At 54.6% G+C, this 21840-nt stretch carries 18 protein-coding genes; 8 read left to right on the forward strand and 10 right to left on the reverse strand.

Features of this window, described 5'->3' with window-relative positions:
• Positions 1 to 31: 31 nt before the first annotated feature.
• A complete protein-coding gene (locus KTH_RS13025) occupies positions 32 to 610 on the reverse strand; it encodes an RraA family protein (protein ID WP_497619165.1) in 579 nt (192 codons plus the stop codon).
• 429 nt (positions 611 to 1039) lie between these two features.
• Between KTH_RS13025 and KTH_RS13030 the strand changes: the two genes are divergently transcribed.
• Together KTH_RS13030 and KTH_RS13035 are read left to right on the forward strand one after the other, a co-directional pair.
• Entirely contained in the window at positions 1040 to 1972 is a 933-nt protein-coding gene (locus KTH_RS13030) for a TIGR03560 family F420-dependent LLM class oxidoreductase (protein WP_111325087.1), read from the forward strand.
• A 12-nt stretch (positions 1973 to 1984) separates the two neighbouring features.
• Entirely contained in the window at positions 1985 to 2920 is a 936-nt protein-coding gene (locus tag KTH_RS13035) for an NADP-dependent oxidoreductase (protein WP_497619167.1), read from the forward strand.
• A gap of 104 nt (positions 2921 to 3024) precedes the next feature.
• On the opposite strand, the gene KTH_RS13040 is transcribed toward KTH_RS13035, so the two are convergent.
• On the reverse strand, positions 3025 to 4074 hold the full coding sequence (locus tag KTH_RS13040; RefSeq protein ID WP_497619169.1) for a hypothetical protein: 1050 nt from the start codon (positions 4072 to 4074) through the stop codon (positions 3025 to 3027).
• A gap of 532 nt (positions 4075 to 4606) precedes the next feature.
• Here KTH_RS13040 and KTH_RS13045 point away from each other — a divergent pair.
• The gene (locus tag KTH_RS13045; RefSeq protein ID WP_497619171.1) at positions 4607 to 8026 is read left to right on the forward strand and encodes a tetratricopeptide repeat protein; all 3420 of its coding nucleotides are present in this window, start codon (positions 4607 to 4609) and stop codon (positions 8024 to 8026) included.
• A 131-nt stretch (positions 8027 to 8157) separates the two neighbouring features.
• On the opposite strand, the gene KTH_RS13050 is transcribed toward KTH_RS13045, so the two are convergent.
• The gene (locus tag KTH_RS13050) at positions 8158 to 9057 is read right to left on the reverse strand and encodes an LLM class flavin-dependent oxidoreductase (RefSeq protein WP_497619173.1); all 900 of its coding nucleotides are present in this window, start codon (positions 9055 to 9057) and stop codon (positions 8158 to 8160) included.
• Between the two features lie 32 nt (positions 9058 to 9089).
• Positions 9090 to 11342, reverse strand: a complete 2253-nt coding sequence (locus tag KTH_RS13055; RefSeq protein WP_111325091.1) for an LLM class flavin-dependent oxidoreductase — start codon at positions 11340 to 11342, stop codon at positions 9090 to 9092.
• An 83-nt stretch (positions 11343 to 11425) separates the two neighbouring features.
• Between KTH_RS13055 and KTH_RS13060 the strand changes: the two genes are divergently transcribed.
• The gene (locus tag KTH_RS13060) at positions 11426 to 11890 is read left to right on the forward strand and encodes a MarR family winged helix-turn-helix transcriptional regulator (RefSeq protein WP_137686313.1); all 465 of its coding nucleotides are present in this window, start codon (positions 11426 to 11428) and stop codon (positions 11888 to 11890) included.
• 258 nt (positions 11891 to 12148) lie between these two features.
• Here KTH_RS13060 and KTH_RS13065 read toward each other — a convergent pair whose 3' ends face one another.
• Complete coding sequence (locus KTH_RS13065; protein WP_497619176.1) at positions 12149 to 13045, reverse strand: DNA-3-methyladenine glycosylase family protein; 897 nt, start codon at positions 13043 to 13045, stop codon at positions 12149 to 12151.
• A complete protein-coding gene (locus KTH_RS13070) occupies positions 13042 to 13407 on the reverse strand; it encodes a VOC family protein (RefSeq protein WP_111325094.1) in 366 nt (121 codons plus the stop codon). The genes KTH_RS13065 and KTH_RS13070 overlap by 4 nt, the downstream gene beginning before the upstream one ends.
• A 113-nt stretch (positions 13408 to 13520) precedes the next feature.
• On the opposite strand from KTH_RS13070, the gene KTH_RS13075 reads away from it, so the two are divergent.
• On the forward strand, positions 13521 to 13967 hold the full coding sequence (locus KTH_RS13075) for a MarR family winged helix-turn-helix transcriptional regulator (RefSeq protein WP_111325095.1): 447 nt from the start codon (positions 13521 to 13523) through the stop codon (positions 13965 to 13967).
• A gap of 611 nt (positions 13968 to 14578) precedes the next feature.
• Here KTH_RS13075 and KTH_RS13080 read toward each other — a convergent pair.
• On the reverse strand, positions 14579 to 15271 hold the full coding sequence (locus KTH_RS13080; RefSeq protein ID WP_111325096.1) for a hypothetical protein: 693 nt from the start codon (positions 15269 to 15271) through the stop codon (positions 14579 to 14581).
• Between the two features lie 231 nt (positions 15272 to 15502).
• Between KTH_RS13080 and KTH_RS13085 the strand changes: the two genes are divergently transcribed.
• The gene (locus KTH_RS13085) at positions 15503 to 16372 is read left to right on the forward strand and encodes an SDR family oxidoreductase (protein ID WP_111325097.1); all 870 of its coding nucleotides are present in this window, start codon (positions 15503 to 15505) and stop codon (positions 16370 to 16372) included.
• 240 nt (positions 16373 to 16612) lie between these two features.
• On the opposite strand, the gene KTH_RS13090 is transcribed toward KTH_RS13085, so the two are convergent.
• The 3 genes from KTH_RS13090 to KTH_RS13100 all read right to left on the reverse strand — a co-directional run bounded on the left by KTH_RS13090 (position 16613) and on the right by KTH_RS13100 (position 19663).
• Positions 16613 to 17563, reverse strand: a complete 951-nt coding sequence (locus KTH_RS13090; RefSeq protein ID WP_111325098.1) for an NAD-dependent epimerase/dehydratase family protein — start codon at positions 17561 to 17563, stop codon at positions 16613 to 16615.
• 238 nt (positions 17564 to 17801) lie between these two features.
• Entirely contained in the window at positions 17802 to 18419 is a 618-nt protein-coding gene (locus KTH_RS13095) for a TetR/AcrR family transcriptional regulator (protein WP_111325099.1), read from the reverse strand.
• Between the two features lie 650 nt (positions 18420 to 19069).
• A complete protein-coding gene (locus KTH_RS13100) occupies positions 19070 to 19663 on the reverse strand; it encodes a TetR/AcrR family transcriptional regulator (protein ID WP_111325100.1) in 594 nt (197 codons plus the stop codon).
• A 282-nt stretch (positions 19664 to 19945) separates the two neighbouring features.
• On the opposite strand from KTH_RS13100, the gene KTH_RS13105 reads away from it, so the two are divergent.
• Together KTH_RS13105 and KTH_RS13110 are read left to right on the forward strand one after the other, a co-directional pair.
• Positions 19946 to 21121: an MFS transporter gene (locus KTH_RS13105; RefSeq protein ID WP_497619180.1), complete on the forward strand. Its 1176-nt coding sequence runs from the start codon at positions 19946 to 19948 to the stop codon at positions 21119 to 21121.
• A 260-nt stretch (positions 21122 to 21381) separates the two neighbouring features.
• A complete protein-coding gene (locus tag KTH_RS13110; RefSeq protein WP_111325103.1) occupies positions 21382 to 21786 on the forward strand; it encodes a GntR family transcriptional regulator in 405 nt (134 codons plus the stop codon).
• Positions 21787 to 21840: the final 54 nt, after the last annotated feature.

Raw genomic sequence — 21840 nt, forward strand, 5'->3', positions numbered from 1 at the left:
GTGGGGAGGAGGGAAAAAGATAGACGCTCTGTTATCTTCTTTCGCTGTTCTGGATACGTGCCAGGCGCTCATTATCATATCTCAGGCGTGCTTCCGCCTTGACCAGAAGCGTCTTTATCTGCTCCTGTGGCCAGATGACCACGCCATCATCATCAGCGATAACCAGATCGCCATTTCGGATAGTGACGCCGCCAATTGAGACCGCTGTGCAATCGATAGCCGGTCCGGTTTTCTTCGGTGCAATTGGCGTGACGCCCCGACACCAGACTGCAAAGCCCATTTCACGGATTTCTCGCGAGTCGCGGACCAACCCATCAGTGACAAGGCCAGCGATGCCGTGCTTCTGCATTCTCAGTGCCATCAAGCCACCCAACGTTGCGGTACGTGATGTGCTACCCCCGGCCACGACAAGGACCGTCCCGGGCGCAGGGGGCTGCTCTAACGCCTTGTGAACCGATAGATTATCGTCTCGATTCATCAGCAGCACATGAGCCGGACCCACAACCAGTGAGTTCGCTTGCAGAGGAAGGATGTTCTCCGGGAGAACTCCCTTCCCTTCGCTGGCATCAGATGCAAGGGTCGCGCTCAGCCACTCTGGAAATTGTTTCATCAAGCATTTCTCCTCTTCTTCACTTCTCTGTTTTGAGTATATCGCTACTGAGAATGGAATACAATGAGCCCTCCTCTTGCTGGCTGAATTATGGGGCAATAAAGGGAGGGAACAGGTGCATTGTGCCCTTGTCATTACGGATGGATTCAGGGTGGCTTGTACTGTCGGTGGGGGTCAGCTTCTTGTCTCCCGGAGAGCGCCAGAACAGCCCTCTTTGCTTCGTGCCTTTCGGATTTCGTGAGCAGGACATAACGGCCTGGCATGTCATACAGAGAGACCCCCCGCCTTTGAATGGCTCTGACCTTTTGGGCAGTGGAACAACTCGTCAAATGGACGATGAGAAGCAGCCTTGCTGCTTGCTATACTTGTCCCATGAACGCTCTCGCAAGTTAGCCGCGGGAAATAGCATGAGAAGGGGTGATCCGTTCAATGACAATGAAATTTGGTATAGCACTGCCACAGGGCACCATGATGGAGTTCGCGGGAATCAGTGATCCAATAGAGGCGTACGAGAAAATGACAGAGGTTGCGGTCATCGCTGAAGAGGTCGGATTCGAGTCGCTCTGGCTCTCCGACGTCCTCTGGTCTGATCGTGAGAACTTCCTTTTTGAGTGTTGGACCACAATGGCAGCCCTTGCTCGGGATACCAGTCGCATTCGACTCGGGCAAATGGTCACGAATAGCGGATTGCGCAACCCTGCCCTACTTGCAAAAATGGCGAGTACCATTGACGTCATGAGTCACGGTCGTCTGACAGTGGGGATCGGCTCTGGTTTTCCGCCGCTCGCGTCTCAATTCCGTGCGTATGGCTTCGATTACCCTGAAAGCGCCGCCGTGCGCGCTCGCCAGCTAGAGGAGGCGATTCAGATCTTGCTTGCTCTGTGGACACAGGAGGAAGCGACCTTTGAGGGAACCTACTATCAGGTACATGGCGCGATCAATCAGCCAAAGGGCGTACAGCGCCCCCATATCCCCTTGCTGATTGGTGGCAATGGAGAGAAGAAGACGCTCAAGCTGGTTGCACGCTACGGAGACGCCTGGCATGTCTTTGGTGATGCGGCGACGCTGGCGCATAAGTTCGAGCTGTTGAAACAGTATTGCGAGGAGATCGGGCGGGATTATGCAAGTATTCGACGGGCGGCGGTTGCGGTGTGTGTCATTGCCGATACCGACGAGCAGGCTCAGGCGAAGGTACCGGAAGCGGCAAAAGCGTTCGGTGGTGGGCTGACCGGGAGTCCCGATACCATTCGCAAGCAGATTGCTGCGTTAGAACAGGCGGGCGTTCAGGAATTGACGCTTCGGTTTCCTGTGTTGCAGGATCTGGACGGGATTCGTCGTTTCGCCCGCGAGTTCATCGGGTAGGAGGGTATGAGCATGGGTGGACACACGATGCAGGCGGTTCGTGTCTCGAACTACGGAGGGCCGGAACAGCTCAGGCTTGAGCAGGTAGAGCGTCCGCAACCACACGAAGGTGAGGTGCTGGTGCGCGTTCATGCGGCCGGCGTGAACCCGATTGACTGGAAGATTCGTCAGGGAATGCTACAGGCGTTCATGCCGATGACCTTTCCTTATACTCCAGGTATTGAGGTTGCGGGAGTCGTTGCGGCGGTTGGTCCCGGGGTCACCGACTTCAAGGTTGGTCAGGAGGTTTTCGGGCAGGTTGCGCAGGGAGGTTATGCAGAATATGTCATAGCGTCCGCTGATGTGCTTGCTCACAAGCCGCAACGCCTGAGCTTTACCGAGGCCGCCACGATTCCGGTCGGGGCTACAACCGCGTGGCGCGTGCTCTTTGACTATGGTGATCTGACCTCTGAGCAGCGTGTGCTGGTTGTCGGGGCTGCGGGCGGCGTCGGGGTATTCGTGGTGCAACTGGCAAAATGGAAGGGGGCGCAGGTGATTGGCACTGCCTCTACAAAGAACCTTGCCCTTGTGTGCTCTCTGGGTGCTGATATGGTGATCGATTATACGACGACCATGCCCGAACAGGTGGTGCAGAACGTTGATCTGGTGTTCGACGGCGTTGGTGGGGCCACGCTGCCTCACTCGTTTGCCGCACTCAAACGCGGTGGAACGCTGGTCTCTGTGACGACTCAGCCGCCCGAAGAACTGGCCCGGGAACATGGCGTGCGGGCGGTGATGGCTCATTCTCAGCCTTCGGGCGCTCTCTTACAGCAGATTGCCCATCTGATCGAGGAAGGACGGCTCAAGCCGGTGGTGGGGAAGCGATTTTCCCTCAGCGAGGTGCAACAGGCGCAGAGAGAGAGCCAGAGCGGTCATGGAAGCGGCAGAATTATTTTGGAGATACCATAGCGTGTCGATGTGTATCGCCGTGCCAACCGATCGCTAGAAGCAAAGGTGTTGCTGCAAGTCCCGTATCGATCTCGGAGAGCAGCGACACCTTGCAGGTTTGTCTCTCAAGGCAGGCGTTCCAGGTGATCTGGGGCAGGTTGAACGGCGGGCTGCTGCTTCGGTCGAGGACGCCGCCACCCCGTAAGCCAGACAATCAGGCCAAGCAGCAGGAAAAGCACAAGGACCGCCAGATAATCGATCAGCGGAATCGCGACAAGCTCCCAGAGCCGCTGGACCCCACGCATACTGTACACTACGATTGCCCCCACAAGCAGCAGCAACGCGAGCCCCCATTTGATCCAGCTTTTGAGACGAAGGCCATGCATCTGTGTAATGATGAAGATAGCGGCAAAGCCAAAGAAGAACATTGGCCAGAGCCCGTTCGCCTGCATAAGCGCGACGAGTGTTCCGTGAGCCAGCACCAGAATCTCCTGCACAAATGTCCAGTATGGATTGATATGAACGCGCGTGAAGAAGAGGCTGCTCTGAAGCATCAGCAGGAACATGTAGAGGAAGCCAACCAGATGGCCGGGCGTATTCTCGGTCGGGTGATACCAGAATGTGTAGATGATGGCCCACGAGAAGAAGTAGCCGTGATATTTCCGGGCAAACTGAATCACGCGCTGCTGCAATGGCAGCTTCTTCCCGAAGAAGAGCCCGCGTCGGGGATTCTCCATCAGCAGGACCCAGACAAGCAAGACGATGACTGACCCCTGCGAGCTGAAGACGGAAACATTGGCGGCGAGGCCATCGTACCAGAGCAGGCTTTGGAGCAGATGAAGCAGGATAAACAGGGCATTCCCGGCCAGCGCCACTTTGTTGACCGTATGCAATGTATGGCTATAGTGCAGGCGCCGAGTTTGCGCATACCAGATAACGCCCCAACTGAAGAGTTGATGCAGCAGATATCCACCCCAGGCAGTCACTTCGGCTGCGATCGTGGGCGCGGGCAGTTTCCAATAATACCATGAGGGATCATTTGCCGGCTTTGGGAGATGCGGAAAAGCTCGAAGTGCAAAGCCTGTCCCCCAGATAATACCGGTAAACAGCAGACTGAATGCGATTCCCCACCAGAGCGCTTGAAGATCCTGACGAGATGAAGATATCTTTTTCACGATAATATTCCTCGTTCTGCGGCTGAAAAGACGCTATGTGCTGCGGACAGTGGTTTGCTTATCACATGATAAACAAAAAGATTGCAAGATGCAAGAACTCTGTATTCCATAAAATGTAGAGATAAAAAGCGTGGATGAGTCTTCTTTTGCGCTCCCTCATCAATGGAGGCGTTCATCTCCTCAAGGTCGGGGAGGCCTTCGGGCTGGTAGTTCAGGGAGGGAAGCTCGGGAGGCAGAACAGGGCTGTTTGCTCTCTTTGCAGCATGGAGACAAAAGCAAAGAGGTGAGGCATATATGCTACTATAGAGAGGACATGTGAAAAAGGGTGGTAAAATACGTTCTAGAGAGTAGAAGGGATGACTCCCTTCCGAAGAGCCTTTCTCGATGTGATCTCTTTTCTAGAAGCGATTGCCGTACTACAAGCGGTAATGCCTCAGGCACCGTTGAGGACGAAGCGATCAGGCAAAATGACCACATACAGGCGCGAGGAGACGATAGCGTTTCCCGTAAGCCACGGTAAGGATGAAAAGCGATGGATGAGCACCTCTCAGGGATGAACCAATATATAAGTGGCTCCTTGAATGCCATTACCCAGGGCGGTGGGCAAGCAAGCGTGAACATCACAAACGTGATACCGCCCAATATGGAACCCGACGCGGCAACCCTGCACGCCGCCCGACAAAAGCTTGAGGAACTCCCGCTAGACACCATTCCGCCCCCTGCGCCGGACCTTATTCCTGCCGGTTCTCACATGCCCTTACTGCGCAATCAGCTCTTTACCGGACGCGAGGATGAATTGCGAGAACTGGCCCGCTGCCTCAAGGGAGAGCATGCGGTAGCGATCAGTTACCGGGGTGTTGCGGCCACGACTGGCATTGGCGGGATTGGCAAGACGCAGCTAGCCAGCGAGTTTGTCTATCGCTATGGGGCATACTTTGCGGGAGGGGTCTTCTGGCTGGATTGCTCCAAAGCGGAGAACATGAGCACTGAGGTGCTGCAATGCAAAGGGGCGCTGCCTCCTGCAGCGGCGCTGCTCTGTGCATCCTTGCCTCCGAGCGAGCAGGTCGAGTGGGTTCGGCGGGCATGGCAAACGGCCCTTCCGCGCCTTCTGATCTTCGACAACTGTGAGGATGAAGCCATTCTGGAGCAGTGGAAGCCCAACAGTGGAGGCTGTCGCATTCTGATAACCTGTCGCAAACAGGAATGGTCTGCGGGTCTGGGAATCATCACCGTGCCCATTGCGGAGCTTCCGCGCGCCGAAAGTATTGAACTGTTGCGCAAATACAGCACCAACCTCACCGAAGCAGCGGCGAACCAGATTGCCGAGGAACTTGGAGATCATCCGCTGGCGCTGAGTCTGGCCGGGCATTATCTGCACATGTATCGGCACATCATCACGCCAGAGCAATATGTGCAGAAGCTGCGCCAGCAAACGCTTGCCCATGCCTCCTTGCAAGGGAGGGGAGCGGAACGCTCGCTGACACGGCATGAACAGCATGTTGCTCGCACATTTGCCGTGAGCTATGAGCGCTTGCAGGAAGAGGCCTGTGACGACCTGGCGAAAGAAATGCTGCTGTGTGCGGCCTGGTGTGCTCCCGGTATGCCCATTCCTGAACAACTGCTCTTGGATGCCGCTGTTCTGGGTGAAGAGGACCTGGACGAAGAGCGGGCAATGCTGGGGGTGGATGCGCTTCAGCGGCTGCTTGACCTCGGGTTGCTGGAAAGAGCGAGAGGAGAGGAAGCAGTTCGCATCCATCGGTTGGTTGCCTGGTTTGTGCTGGCTCAGGGACGAAGTAGCACCGAGAAAGTCGTAGCATCTCAGACATCCGAGGAAGAGCAGGCGCCATCAATGCAGGCCCGGAAGAAGATCTGCGCTGTGCTGTTTGCGGTGGGAGTACGCACGCATGAAGAGGCTCCGCTGCAATTGGTGGCGCTGCAAGCCCATCTGTTCAAGATGCTTCAGGATGCACGCGACCGAGGGGAACAGGAACAGGTGCTTCAATGGAGCCAGCTGCTTGGTCTTCATCAGTATTATATGGGAGCCTACAATGAAGCGAGGCCGCTGTTGCAGGAAGCGTTGAGGATCTCCGAACATTTCTATACAAGAGAACACCCGAAGGTAGCGAGCAGTTTGCACAATCTGGCAACGGTGTATCAGGAGCAGGGGAGGAATGAAGAGGCGGTATCGCTGTTGCAGGAAGCGTTGAGGATCTCCGAACATTTCTATACAAGAGAACATCCGAGGGTAGCGAGCAGTTTGCACAATCTGGCAGCGGTGTATCAGGAGCAGGGGAAGTATGAAGAGGCGTTACCACTGTGTAAGGAAGCGCTGGAGATTTATGAGAGGGTGTATGGGAGAGAGCATCCACATGTAGCGAGCAGTTTGCACAATCTGGCAGCGGTGTATCAGAAGCAGGGGAAGTATGAAGAGGCGTTACCACTGTGTAAGGAAGCGCTGGAGATTTATGAGAGGGTGTATGGGAGAGAGCATCCACATGTAGCGAGCAGTTTGCACAATCTGGCAGCGGTGTATCAGAAGCAGGGGAAGTATGAAGAGGCGTTACCACTGTGTAAGGAAGCGCTGGAGATTTATGAAAAGGTGCATGGGAGGGAGCATCCAGATGTAGCGATGAGTTTGCACAATCTGGCACTGGTGTATAAGGAGCAGGGGAAGTATGAAGAGGCAGTATTGCTGTATAGGGAAGCGCTGGAGATTTATGAAAAGGTGCATGGGAGGGAGCATCCAGAGGTAGCGATCATTCTGAACAATCTGGCAATGGTGTATCAGGAGCAGGGGAAGTATGAAGAGGCGGTATCGCTGTTGCAGGAAGTGCTGGAGATTTATGAGAGGGTACATGGGAGAGAGCATCCAAATGTAGCGAGTAGTTTGCACAATCTGGCAGTGGTGTATCAGGAGCAGGGGAAGTATGAAGAGGCGGTATCGCTGTATAGGGAAGCGCTGGAGATCCGAAAGAGGGTGCATGGGAGGGAGCATCCAGCGGTAGCGAGCATTTTGCATAATCTGGCAGTGGTGTATAAGGAGCAGGGGAAGAATGAGGAGGCGGTACCGCTGTGTAAGGAAGCGCTGGAGATAGCAGAGAGGGTGTATGGGCGGGAGCATCCACATGTAGCGAGCATTTTGCACAATCTGGCAGTGGTGTATCAGGAGCAGGGGAGGAATGAAGAGGCGTTACCACTGTGTAAGGAAGCGCTGGAGATTTATGAGAGGGTGTATGGGAGAGAGCATCCACATGTAGCGAGCAGTTTGAACAATCTGGCAGTGGTGTATCAGGAGCAGGGGAAGTATGAAGAGGCGTTACCACTGTGTAAGGAAGCGCTGGAGATAGCAGAGAGGGCGTATGGGAGGGAGCATCCAGAGGTAGCGAATAGTTTGCATATTCTGGCAAGGGTGTATGATGTGCAGGGGAAGGATGAAGAGGCGGTATCGCTATTGCAGGAAGCGCTGGAGATCCGAAAGAGGGAGTATGGGAGGGAGCATCCAAATGTAGCGAGCAGTTTGCATATTCTGGCACTGATGTATGATAAGCAGGGGAAGTATGAAGAGGCGGTATCGCTGTATAGGGAAGCGCTGGAGATCCGAAAGAGGGAGTATGGGAGGGAGCATCCAAATGTAGCGATGAGTTTGAACGATCTGGCAAGGGTGCATTATAAGCAGGGGAAGTATGAAGAGGCGGTATCGCTATTGCAGGAAGCGCTGGAGATCCGAAAGAGGGTGTATGGGAGAGAGCATCCCGCGGTAGCAAGCGCTTTGGGTAATCTTGCCACAATCTATCTCATGCAAGGGAAGTATAAGCAGGCGGACTGTTTCTTTCAGGAGGCGCTTGAAATGGCGACTCGCCTCCTGGGCAAACAACATCCTGAAACTCAGAGGTTGATCTGGAACTATTTTGTATTGCTTTCGGCTTTAGAGGGGCAGGGTGAGTTAGAATAACTGGAGTGCATACCCGATAACGAAACAGCGGCCCTGAGCGCCCCTGCTGGAGGTCAGGAGGGGCTCAAGGGCGCGCTCTTGTGGGGCTCTGTCGAGCATATCTGCTTGTCGGGCAGGCTAGTTGGCACCTCTTAACGGCCTCGCACAGCTCTGACCAGTTCTCGCGTTGCCGGAACCACTTCCGCTGCAAAGCGCTCGATTGTTGGCGCATCATCAGCGACAAGGATAAAGCCAGTGATGCCATATGTCAGGGTGACGTCCGCAAGCTGTTCGGCCCACTGCTGTGGCGGTCCACTGAGGAAGGCCCGGCCTGAGCGCCCGAAGCGACCGAAGATGTTCAGCATCCGCCGGATACTGGATGGATCACGACCGACAGAAGCCGCTCCCTCATCAATGGAGGCGTTCATCTCCTCAAGGTCGGGGAGGCCCCCGGGCAGGTAGTTCAGGGAGGGAAGCCAGCCATCTGCAATCCGTCCCGTCATTTTCAGCAGACGCGGCTTGTACGCGCCAACCCAGACACCGATATCGTGTGCCGGTTTCGGGCCACGTTTCGCCCCATTGACCTGATAATAGGAACCGTCTACCTGCACACGCCCCGGTTTGTCGGTCGCCCAGAGCTCGTGCATGATCTGAATGGCCTCTTCCAATGCGCTCACGGCCTCGCCGGGCGTCAGGCGTCGCCCGCCCATGCTCTCGATGGCATCCCAGAACGCGCCCGTTCCGATTCCGAGTTCAAAACGTCCTCCACTCAGGAGATCGAGGCTGGCTGCACTGCGAGCAAGCACTGCGGGCTGTCTCAATGGCAGGTTCAGCACGTTACCGCTGACATGAATCCGCTGCGTACGCGACGCGACATAAGACAGAAGCGTCCACGTATCATGAAACTGGGACTGATAGGGATGATCCTGAAAGGTGACCAGATCGAGTCCGGCCTGCTCTGCCACTATGGCAAGCTCTACCGCATGCTGCGCAGGCTGCGCGAGCGGCGTGATAAAGGTTCCGAAAAGTAGATCCTGACCGTAATCTGTCATTGTTTTCTCCGTTGCATTTCTGGCTGCTTTCTCTACGGGATGATATTGAAGTTATCGCGAAAGACGTTTGTGGGGTCATACCGCCGCTTCAGCTCCCGCAGGCGTGCCAGCGTGCGCGGTGGAAAGGCATCGTTCAGCCGCTCAGGGCGTGTGTCTGTCTCAAAGTTCAGATAGAGCCCGCTGAAATGAGAGGCGAGGCTGTCCCATCGTGCATTCAGGAGATGACGATTGACACCAAAGGCCGTCACAGAAAAGTTCGCCGAGCGGTTCCCATAGGCGGTTGCATCGGGATCAACGTCTGCGACCGCACCTCCCACAGCACGGATCTGGAAAATGTAGACCGTTCCGCTGTTGATGAGCTCTGCTGCGGCTTTCGCGAACGCGGGCGTGATATGCTCAACCAGCGCGGAACGGGAAACCGGCTCTCCCTGTCCGTGGTGCTCGGTATCCTGAGCGTTTGCCATGATCTCGGCATAGGACGTGATAAAGACGCTCTGGTCATACATCGGCGCAAGATTGGCGATAGGTTGAAGTCGATCTATGATAATCTCGGGCTGATCGGAGTCAACAAGCGCCATGACGTACGCGATTGTTGGTTGTCCCCGGCGCGGTGGACTGATAATGAGGAAGCTGGTCAGATCACGTGGTGCTGCCTCGACGATCGCGCCCCAGCGCTCCAACAGGCTCGCGGTATCACGGGCATCGAGGATCAACTGCGCCCAACCAACTGGCCCGACCTCGTCCACCTCAAATTCAAAGGAAGTGACAATGCCGAAGTTCGATCCCGCACCCCGAACTGCCCAGAAGAGTTCCGGGTTCTCCTTGTCGCTGGCGCGTACCACGGAGCCATCTGCAAGCACCATTTCAACCGCTCTCAGATGATCGATGGTCAGACCATGCTTTCGCGCAAGCCAGCCAATCCCTCCCGCGGTTGCCAGACCACCAACCCCGACACCACCGTAGTCACCCGAACTCAGGGCCCACCCATAGGGAGCTAGCGCGGCGGCTACATCCATCCAGCGGGCTCCTGGCTCGATGCGGACCCGGCGCGTTGCGGCGTCGAGCACTTCAATCTTGTTGAGTCGAGAGAGGTCGATAATAATGCCGCCAACATTGGTCGAGCGACCGCTGATCCCATGCCCTCCACTGCGAATCGCGAGCGGGATAGCGGGATGTGAGCGGGCAAAAGCCAGCGCCTCAATCACCTGCTCGACGTTTCTCACCTGAAACACAATCCCGGGCGCGCCACCGCGCATATAGGTTGACTTGACGCGCGCATAGTTTACGTCTCCCGGCTCGATCGCGGTATCAACCAGCGAGGCAGGCACGCGGTCATACTCGATTCCGGGGTAGCGCTTGGCCCGCGCCGCCGCGGAACGTATTCGCGATGTGGAAAAGGCATCGGGCAACGCTCGGTGAGCTGCCTCACGCAATGCTGGAATAACCTCAAGCGCGAACTGTTCCATTGTGCGGGGATCGTCAGCCATCAGAATGAAGGTCCCGATGCCATCGTTCACGATCAGGGGCAGCAGGTCTTCAACCCAGTGCTGACTTGATCCCTGAAGGAAGCCCTTGCGCGTGTTTGAAAACGTGCCGGAGATGTTGAGCAGTCGGCGGATCTCGCGGGGATCCCTTCCAGCCTCTCGCGCTGCCTCGTCGATTATCGTGTTCGCTGCCTGAAGCGCCTCTGGCTTGATATAACCGAGGGAGGGAAGCCAGCCGTCAGCCTTCTGCCCGACAAGGCGCAGCATGCGCGGCCCATACGCTCCTATCCAGATAGGAATATCATGAACCGGTGTCGGCCCTCGCTGTGCTCCTTTGAGCTGGTAATGTTTGCCATGAAAGCGGAGCGGGCTATCCTCGCTATCCCAGAGCCCGCGAAGGATCTCAACGGCTTCACTCAGGGCCTCAACAGCCTGTCCGCCCGTCAGCCGTTGGCCTCCCATTGCCTTGATCTGATCCCAGAAGGCCCCGGCACCGAGCGCGATTTCCAGTCGTCCGGCAGACAATAGATCAAGGCTTGCCGCTGAACGGGCCAGCAGCGCCGGGTTACGCAGGGGGACGTTCAATACATTGGCGGCAAGATGAATACGTTCCGTCTGTCCTGCAATCCATGAGAGCAGCGTCCATGTGTCAAGGAACGCGGGTTGATATGGGTGATCTTGAAAGGTGACCAGATCATAGCCAAGCTCTTCGCTCTGTTTCGCAAGCGCAACGACGCGCTCCGGCTTTTGAGCGGATGGCGTGATGAAGGTCCCGAACTTCAATAGATGACCATAATGCATACTACCTATCCTCTTTGGTTGATATGTCAACCATTATAATGCAGGAAAGTTGATATGTCAACCAGATCGTGTATAATACAGATATGGCAAAGCAAAAACTTTCTCAGAAACAGGAAGCTGTCTGGACCAGCTATCAGCGCATGCGTCTGCGTCTGGCCGGGCAGCTCAATCAAGAACTGGCACAGAAGACCGGTCTCTCTGAAGCGGACTTTGAGATTCTTTCGCTTCTCAGTCAGAAAGCGGAAGAGCCGGTGCGGGCGCTTGCGTTGCGTTGTGGCCTGGAATGGGAAAAAAGTCGCCTCTCTCATCAGCTCCGGCGTATGGAGGCTCGCGGGCTGATCACACGAGGGGAGTGCCCCGAAGATAACAGGGGAACGGTCATTCGAGCAACTGAGCTCGGGCGCAAGCTGGCCATAGAAGCGAGAGACTGCTATGAGCAGGCGGTCCAGCGCTATGTGATGGATGTGCTGACCCCGGAGCAACTGGAAGCGCTTGGGAGCATCTCGGAACGTATTCTCAAGCAGTTGGAGAAGCCGCATCGCTCATAGCTGACTTCAGGGTCGGGAGTCGTCCGGAGAAGTGCCCTCTGTTCCAGAAGGTGCATGCTGACGAGTGCGCTGTTCTGGAACATGAGCTTCTCTTCGTTGGCTGGCGGCAGGGATGAGGGCTCCGGTGCTTCTCGGAAACCTCGACGGCAATGGGCTTATCCAGCATGCTCGTCTGTTCTTCGGGCGTGGTAGTGAACCTATTCACGGAGTTTCTCGCCGGAGAAGCCGCTTCCACTGCTGTAGAAGGGAGAGCCTGCCTTATTTTCTATGGCTCTCTTCGTGGCCTTGCGCTATCTCGTGAGTGGTCTCCTCCAGAAACACGCGCAGCAAAAAGGTACCCCACGTTCGATAAGGACGCCATGCTTCCGCTACCTGCTCGATAGCCTGCGCGTTCTCTCCATATGCCAGCGCAAAGGCACGAGCAAGCCGTGGCTCGTTCGTGGGGAGAAAGTCGGGCTCCCCGGCGCCGCGCAGAAGCACGAGCTGTGCTGAGAAATCACCGATTCCCGGCAACTGCTTCAGATGCTCAAGTGCCTGCTCAGATGGAAGCGAGCGGAGGAAGTGGGCATTCAGCTTTCCTTCTATCGTCGCCCGGGCAAGCTGCTGAAGATAGGCGATCTTTCGTTCTGTCAGGCCCGGAAAGCGATCAAGTGTGAGCAGGCGGGAAGGAGCGGGAAAGGCATATTCGATATGGCCGTGAATGTCGACACTGGAACCCAGATCTCGCGCCATCTGTGCTTTTATCTTTGCTGCCTGAGCAATGCGTATGCGATGGCTGATTAAGGCCCAGGCCGCCGCCTCATAGGGGGAATAGAAGCAGACCGGTCGCAGGCCAGGAAATCGCTCCTGAAGGTTCTTCATAACCGGGTCTCCAACCAGGGGCCAGCCACGACCGTCGACGTCCAGTGAGAGGATGCGTGTGACCTGTTGGCGTACCGCTTCAGGGTCAGCATTCCCATACAGGTCAACCAGAATATGTTGATCCTGGCCCCGCACGCAGACACCCGCTATATCTTCTCCGTCATCAACGGTAAATGCCAGATGCAGATGATCTGCTATCTCATTCTGATAGGTAGCAGGGGTGAAGCCCTCAAGAAAGCGAATACTGGCCTTTAGCGAATAGGGGCCAGCAGCTTCAAGGATGAGTTGTTTCATTTTCCACCATGAACTGTAATGGTATAGCCATCCGGGTCAACAAACGAGAAGGTACGACCAAAGGGACCATCAAACGGGCGTTGTACGATGGGGCTTCCGGCTGCTTCCAATGAGGCGCAAAGCTCATCTGCATTATCGCAGGCAAGCCAGAGAGCGACACCCCATCCCAGGCGAGGAACGTCGTCCAGATTGACCAATGGCTCACGAATAGCAAAGGGAATGGGAGAAGTAGCAAAAACGACGGCATTGGGCGGACTCTGAGGGGCCTCACGCAATCCCAGGACTTCGGTATAAAAACGGCGGGATGCCTGAAGATCCCGCACCTGTAAGGCCAGAAAGTCAGGACCGAGAATATGAGCCATAAACTCTCTCCTCAACGGTAGTGTTCTTTGCTATACTACTATCAGTGTGCTGACATTATATCAGACCCTGATATAATTGTCAAGCAACCTTTTGTGAGGAAGGCGAGAGAAAGATGCTGGAACATCAAGTAGGGTATCAATTGAAAAGGGCAGAGCATGCCTTACGCATGCAGATGGATGCCGCGTTGCGGGAGATCGGGCTGACCACTCCGCAATATGCGGCTCTGAGTGTGCTCAAGGAGCAGCCGGGATTATCGGGGGCAGGGCTGGCCCGCCGCTGTTTTGTGACGCCACAAACGATGAACGCAATCATTGTGAATCTGGAGGAAGCGGGCTTACTGGTGCGGCGTTCTCATCCCGAACACGGACGGGTATTACAGGCATATATAACCCCGAAAGCTGAAGAACTGGTACAGGAAGCTCACCGGCGGGTCAGAGCCATTGAGGCACGAATGACGGGGCTGCTTTCTCAGGAGCAACAACAGCAGGTGATGGAAGCGCTACAGGGCTTTGCCGACATTCTGGAAAAGGAGAGCAGAAAAGAAAGCGACCGTGCCTGAGAGCAGATGTAAACCCTGAAAACCGAGAGAAAGCCTTTTGTTCAAATCCCGTGATAGGGAGAAAAGGTATTTAGACCTATCTATCTGGATATCGATCCTGAGCAGATCGGGCTTCAAATCCCTTAATCGGGAGAAAAGGTGTTTAGACCCAGCAAAGGCTGGCTCTATCTTATCATTATCGCCATATGGTTTCAAATCCCATGATAGGGAGAAAAGGTATTTAGACGGCCGGGGTTCTCGTACCGCTTCAGAGGCCTCTATCGCCAGGCCGGTTTGCGGGAACCTCCGTTTTTTGCCTCGTTTTGCGGGTGGAAAAAGCGCCTTTTTGGGGTTAGAAATGTGCTGACCGGGCTTTTAGAGCTGTGCGGATACCTGTGCACGAGAGCGCGGGAGCACCAGGTTCCCGCAGAATGTGTCATCGTGTGTCAGAGATAAGCGGTTCCTCCGAGAAATATTCTCTCTATCAGTATAACATATGGAGATAGGTGCAAGCAAGATTATGAACAGGGCCGACAGAGCGTAGCTAGAAATGAAACAGCAGCATCTACGAGAAGCTACACATCACTGCTGTATACATGAAGGTCTGCCCGTTTTTTTTAAAGACGAAACGCTCAAAGAGAAGCTGCCTCCTGTTTTGTATAAAGCGCTTCGCGGACGTCTTCAAGCGTCGTCACGAGGCGGTAGGCTCTCGCTTGCTCTTTGTCATAGACGGTAGCCCATTCTTGCCAGAAGACGAGCAGTGACATGCAGATCCAATGGAAATCGGCTTCGGTTGGGCTGGGGATCAAGAGGGCAGGTTCTTCATAGGTTGCTTCTCCGCCGCCTGTTGCATAAATCCGGACGTGCTGATAGCCTCCTTCACCGGCGTGGTGGCGTTGCAGGACCTGCCAGACCTGTTCCCTTGAGAAATGAACACCTGAGAAGCCTTTCCCTAAACCAAACAGAATGCAGATTTGTTCGTCCTGTGGCGGCCTTGTATAGTACCGTGTTGTACAGGGAATGGCCTGCCGGACGAGAAGCGCTTCCAGTGTGGCAAGCTGTTCCTTCAGCTCCTGATCGGAAAGCACCTCATTTGCTGGCCCGGGAACACGGTTTATCTGATAAGTGAGATGCGCATTTTCGTTGAAGAAGTAGCCAGAAAGACGGAGCCGAGGAAGCATTTCAGCAACGGTATCAATAGCGTGCTGAAGATGGGCGGCATGCTCCTCGGGAACTGTGACGCTCGCTGACCAGAAGGGAACAACAAAGGCAGAGCGAAACCCCATCAGTTGCAGGCTATGGGGCAGGTCGGGAAGCTGGAACATGGGTCGAACCTCTTCTACTACGTAAAACTACGCAAAAATGAGTATGCTGATGAGGTCTCAGTCTAACAAACTTCAGAGCGCCTGTCCAGCACTTCGATATTCTGGCAGGAGAACTTTTCTCTGTGGAAAAGAACACTTGCCCGACCTGCCAGCGAAAGATGACAGAAGATGGCATCTTTCAGTGTCTATACTACGTGCAGCTACATTGATTAGAAAGGAGTGGGGGAACGCATGAAACCCTTAGCTGGCAAAGTAGCCGTTGTTGCCGGGGCAACTCGTGGTGCTGGTCGCGGAATTGCGCTGATGCTTGGGGAAGCGGGCGCAACCGTCTATGTCACTGGTCGCAGTACGCGCGAGCAGCCGTCCGATATGGGAAGGCCTGAAACAATTGAGGAGACCGTAGAGTTAATCGCCGAGCGTGGCGGTGTTGGTATTGCCGTCAGAGTAGATTACAGCGTTGATGAAGAGGTGCGCCAGCTCTTTCAACGGGTCGGGGAAGAGCAGAACGGACAGCTTGATATCCTGGTCAATGATCTCTGGGGAATAAATTCTATGCAGTACTGGGAAAAGCCGTTCTGGGAAACTCCTCTCTCGCATGGGTTGCTCATGCAGGAGCGAGCGCTTTTCACCCATCTGAGAAGCAGTTATTATGGGGCGCCGCTTATGGTTGCACGCAAGCAGGGATTAATCGTTGAGGTGACGGATGGCGTGGGATATCATTACCGGGGCAACCTGTACTATAGTCTGGCAAAGGTAGGAAATGTCCATCTGGCTGAAGCGCTGGCCGCCGAGTTGCGACCATATCATGTCGCGGTGGTTTCCCTGACGCCCGGCTATTTGCGCTCTGAGGCGATGTTGGAAAAACGGGGTGTGACAGAAGCCAACTGGCAGGAGGTGATTAAAACTGATCCGCATTTTGCCGCTTCTGAAACGCCCGGCTTTATCGGACGCGCCGTCGTCGCCTTAGCATCCGATCCCGATGTTTTTGCGAAAACCGGCCAGAGTCTGAGCAGTTGGGATCTCTCTGAGGAGTATGGTTTCACTGACCTCGATGGCCGCCGACCGCATTGGGGCAGGCACATAGCAGAACATGGGCTGTAGGAAGACGACGAAGGGGAGCAGGCAAATAATATAGCAATACGATATTGCTGAAGAGGGCAATAGTCGCTTCTCACTCTGTGGTGGGAAGCGACACTATGCCCGACGGCAGTCCAGGGAAACCGTTCCCGTGAACTGCCGCTTCTCTCTTGCCCCTTGCTGAGAGACGTATTCCCCGGTTGTGAATATGAATACCGTATGAATGGACGAATGTTTGTCATTTTGCGGACCGGGAGAGCGTCCCTACTTTGCCTGCTCTTGATACCAGCGAATCGTAGCCGCAAGCGCTTCCTTCAGCGGCGTCGCGCGCAGCCCAAAGGCCCGTTCAATCGCGCTTGAATCGACAATTTGCGGCTCAGTATGCTGGTAGAAGAGCTCTCTGTATTCTTCTATAAAGGTCTGGTCGAAAATGCCTTGCTCCTGGCCATATTCAATAGACGGAATGGGGAAGAGCTGAAGCTGATAGCCCAGTTCTTGTTCAATCAATTGAATGATCGTGCGCGTCGAGACCACCGGGGCAACAGGCAAGAGCCATTCTTTCCCAAAAGCTTCGTCGCGCTCCCCGAGCGTTGCCAGGCTTCTGGCGATATCGGGCATGTAGCTGTAGCTATGCGGAAGATCGCTGTTTCCTAATACCAGAACTGGCTGTTTCGAGAGGGCTGCGGGAAAGACGTATTGTCCCAGAGACGAATTGAGCACGCGGGGGCCAAAGAAATCCGCGGCCCGCCCGATGGTAACGCGTGCCTTGCCGACCCGATGTGCTTGCAGATAGCCCCAGGCAAGTTCGGCTCGCAGCCGCCCTTTGCGAGATGTGGCGGTATGCGGTGTCTCTTCCGTCATCGGTTGTCCATGCGTTTCGCCATATAAGTACAGCGTGTCGATGACAACTAATCGTGCCCCGTGGATTGCCGCGCTCTCAATCATGTTCTCCTGGAGACGAGGAAGTATTTCAGGCCAGCGCTCATAGGGCGCATGGGTGGCATTGTAGATGACTGCGGCTCCCTGGCTGAGCTCACGGGCCACAGTGGGATTGGAAACGTCGCCTGCAATCAGCTCCGCCCCGGCGGGAACTGCTCCTTTGCCGCTGCGGTTGACCAGACGAACCTGTTTGCCTCGGGCCAGCAGTTCCTCAGCGAGAGTGAGCCCGACCGGGCCGGTGCCGAAAATGACGTGTAGTTCCTGTGATTTGTTCATCTTTTTCCCTCTTTCACTGGTAAATGAGATGTTGTGAGAAGGCTCCTCACCCTTCATGACAGCCGTTCTCAGGGGGCCCCATGTGAGACGGGCTTTTGAGTTGTTATCCGAACAATGGAAGAAAATCGAACAAAGTTAGATAACAGCCAGATGTGCCCGCACCCTTCGAGTGACGGATAGAACGACGATAGAAAATCGAACAAAGTTAGATAATGGATAAACAAAAAAGGGCTCTCGCTCAGGCGGAGGAACTCCATGCCTGTAGCAGGCTCTGAAGCGTTTGCTTGGCCAGGCGTTCGGCTCGGTCGTCCTCTTTTTGAGAGCTATCAACAATAAACAGGGTGACTAATCCGTGAAGGAGCGCCCAGAGCGCTTCAACTGCCTCCTCGGGATTTTTCAGCGTGACATTCTTGCTTTGTGCCCACCGCATAAGTGTATCCAGAACAATTTTACATGATACCTGAGCGGCCTGGACTCGCTCCTGTGAATCTAGCGCAACTCCCAGACCATGCATCAGTTGATAGAGTTCGGGATAGACCCGGGCGAACTGGCAGTATGCATCCCCTATTTTATTTAATTGTGCTTCAGGTGAGAGCGCTTCACCGTCTGTGGCGTAGCATGCCCGCTGCATGCTTGTCGTCAACAGATGAAAACCTTCGCGAACCAGCTCCTGAAGGAGATCTTCTTTGTTCGCGAAATACTCATACACCATCGGCGGGCTGTACTCGATATGTTCCGCAATCTTGCGAATCGTAACCGCAGACCAGCCCTGTTGTCGAGCGATGTGGCGCGCGGCTGCGAGAATGCCATCCCGCATAGCCTGTTTTTCGCGCTCTCGACGTTGTTTCAGGGTCATTTTCTACTTCCATTCAAAAATCTAACTTTGTTAGAAACAAGGATACCAGAGAAATTGGCAAAAGTCAAGCCGATATCGATCGTTCAAATCCCGTGATAGGGAGAAAAGGTATTTAGACGCTGTGCTACTGGCCGAGATGCAGGAACAATACGGTAGGTTCAAATCCCGTGATAGGGAGAAAAGGTATTTAGACTGCCGGGGTTCTCGTACCGCTTCACAAGCCTGTCGCTGGGCCGGTTTGCGGGAACCTCCGTTTTTTGCCTCGTTTTGCGGGTGGAAAAAGCGCCTTTTTGGGGTTAGAAATGTGCTGACCTGGCTTCTAGAGTCGTGCGGATACCTGTGCACGAGAGTGCGGGAGCACCAGGTTCCCGCAGAATGTGTCATCGTGTGTCAGAGATAAGCGGTTCCTCCGGAAAATATCCTCTCTACCAGTATAACGTATGAGGTGGATGAAAGCAAGGTCGTTTCCGCAGGCATATAAAAGCCGAGCGCTGCATTGATGCGCTTTTGTATGCTTCCTGTAGAATCCCCTTGTTCCTCGCAAAAGAGGGAGCAGCAACGAGAGAAGCCGAGCATCTTTGCTTTGCAAGGGCTCATATTTCCCGTCAGGCACACGCGTCTTCAGACGAAGAGGGAACGCTACCCCTCTCCTACCTGTGCTGGTGACGCATAAGGGCCAGATTATCTACTCCCTCCATGACGATAGAGAGAATGTCGTGCGTTGTCTGTGCTAAGGATGCAGTCTCATCCTCTTTACTGAGCTGAACGGCTGCTCCGCAAATGGTCCAGCTCATCACTCGGGCTATCATCTCCGGGGGGACACGCCATTCCTTCTGCTCCTGTTTGAGCCGCATCAGCAGGAAATTGAAGAGTTCTTGCTGAGCAGTTCGCTCAAGGGAGGAATCAATAATCCGCAGGGGGTGACAGCGATGGTATACGCGCTGGAAATACGTGAGCACAGCATAGATCAACTGGTGTAGATTTTCTCGGCTCAATGGCTCCTCTGAAGGGAGCTGCCTGGCGAGCAGGGTGCGAAAGCGCTCCTGAAGAATCGCATCGAGCAATGCGTATTTGTCGGGGAAGTGCGTATAGAATGTTCCGCGATGTATATTCGCTCGGTCCGCTATTTCCTGCACACTGATAGCGGTAAACCCCTTTTCAGCTTTGAGATCCATGAACGCTTGCTGGAGTACCTGTCGCGTTCTCTTTACGCGGCGATCGATTGTCTTCGGGCGGGTTGCCATACGTGCTATCCTCTCTGGTTTTCGTTCTTTCCTGACACTATTTGACAGATCCCCTTGTTTGTCGCTTAGGGGACAAAGCTGCTTGACTGCTTATTGTTCTTCAGAGCGATGTCCTTCTATTATAAACAGGAGTTCGGCAGATAGCCAGAAGCCAATGTGTCCCGGAACAGGAGAGCCTGTCGCCGGTCAAGGGGGTGAACGCCTTCCTTTACTCATTGAGAGCAGCACATAACTCATTGTATCTCTATATCTAAGCTTTATTCTGGAAAGAGAGGAATAGACGTGCCTTTTTTCTTTATACTTGTTTTAGCGCTAGGTACCTTTGCCATTGGCACTGATGAGTATCTCGTAGCTGGCCTGTTGCCGACGGTTGCGGCAGAAATGAAGGTCTCTCAGGGAGTTGTCGGGCAGTTGGTGACTGTGTTCGCCCTGACGTATGCGTTAAGCTCGCCCTTGTTAGCCGCTGTGACGGTGCATCTGCCTCGCAAGCGCGTGCTCCTGGGGGCAATGGTGCTTTTCTCCCTGGCGAACCTGCTCGCTTTTTTTGCTCCCTCTGCCATGTGGCTCTTTCTTACCCGTTTCCTGGCTGCGCTTGCGGCCGCGCTTTATACGCCGACAGCAATGGCAACGGTAGCCCAACTGGTTGAAGGAAAGCTTCGAGCGCGTGCGATGTCGCTTGTTCTGGCCGGTACAACAAGTGCGCTGGTGCTTGGCTTGCCGCTTGGAAGCTGGATAGGGACCCTTTTCGGCTGGCGGATGTCATTTGGACTGGTTGCGTTGCTTGGCGCGATTGTGACCGTATTCCTGGGTATCCTGTGTCCTCACATCCCCCCTGTCGAGAACATGGTGACCTGGCGTGAACGCTTTCAGTTACTCGGGAAAAAGCAGGTGTTGCAGGCCCTGGGGATTACCTTCTTTGGGCTGGTTGCCGGTCACATGCTGCTCACCTATGTTATGCCGTTCTTGAAGCGCTTGACCACCTTTGATGCTGCCACGTTAAGCATAGTGCTTTTCGGCTCTGGCATCGCTTCTGTTATGGGCAACCTGATAGGTGGTCATCTGACCGATCGTCTTGGAATACGGCAGGTCCTTATTGGCGTCTATAGCTTCCTTATTCTCAACACCTTGAGTTTCGCTCTGTTGATGCTGTTTCCGAAATCGGTCGGGGTCAATATCCTTGTAGTGGCGCTCTTCTTCCTGTGGGGCCTGGCAAGCTGGCTCGGTGCTCCCGCACTCAATAGTTATCTGGTCTCAATCGAACCTCAGGCGGCAACCGTTGTGCTTTCTTTGAACTCGATGGTCATGTTTTTGGGGATTGCGGGTGCTGGAAGTGTGGGGGGACTGGTGCTCAGTACTGCCGGGGTAGAGTACCTGGCCATTGTATCGAGCATCCTCGAAGCGCTTGTGCTGATCCTCGTTCTGAGGAGTGGCCAACGTTTGAGGCTGGCTGCTTCGTGATTGCCTGCTGCCGCAAAGCGGGGTGGCTGCTTGGAAGCTTTCTCTGCTTTGCGGTGGATTTCTCAATACTTCTGGCTGCCTGTCCTGACGCATGTTTCTGTGAGAACAGGCAACCTATCCTGAATCGGATTTATGCTCCGCATGGCTTCCCTGATACTTTGAGCGGCTGTCCTTGACACCCTGCTTTTTCCCCTGCTATACTTCTACTATGTTCATAGCAATTTAGTACATTAGTTGTTTTGCACGGTACGAGGCCGAACATGATAGAGTTTCATCTGGAGAAGCGCACTGGCGTAGCGCCATATATGCAGTTGGTGCAGCAAGTGAAACAAGCTTTACGATTGGGATTACTCAAGCCGGGAGATCAGTTACCAACCGTACGAGAAGTGGTCTCAAAGATTGCTATCAATCCTAACACTGTTTTCAAGGCCTATCGAGAACTTGAGCATGAGGGGCTGGTAGAGAGTCGGCCGGGGTTAGGAACGTTTGTGCAGAAGAGCCTGGCAAACTCGTCAGATCCTGATCTACAGGAAGCCCTGCGACATGAACTGCGGCGGTGGTTGTATAAGGCGTTTGAAGCAGGGCTGGAGAGTGAGGATATCACTGCTCTCTTTGCCGACACGCTTCGCCAGCTCCAGAAGGGGGATAAGCCTTCTCTCACCTAGCAAGCGTATTCATCCATGCTAGAGTCTCTATAGCCTTGATGAGAGGATCATATC

This window comes from Thermosporothrix sp. COM3 (genome assembly GCF_059696735.1).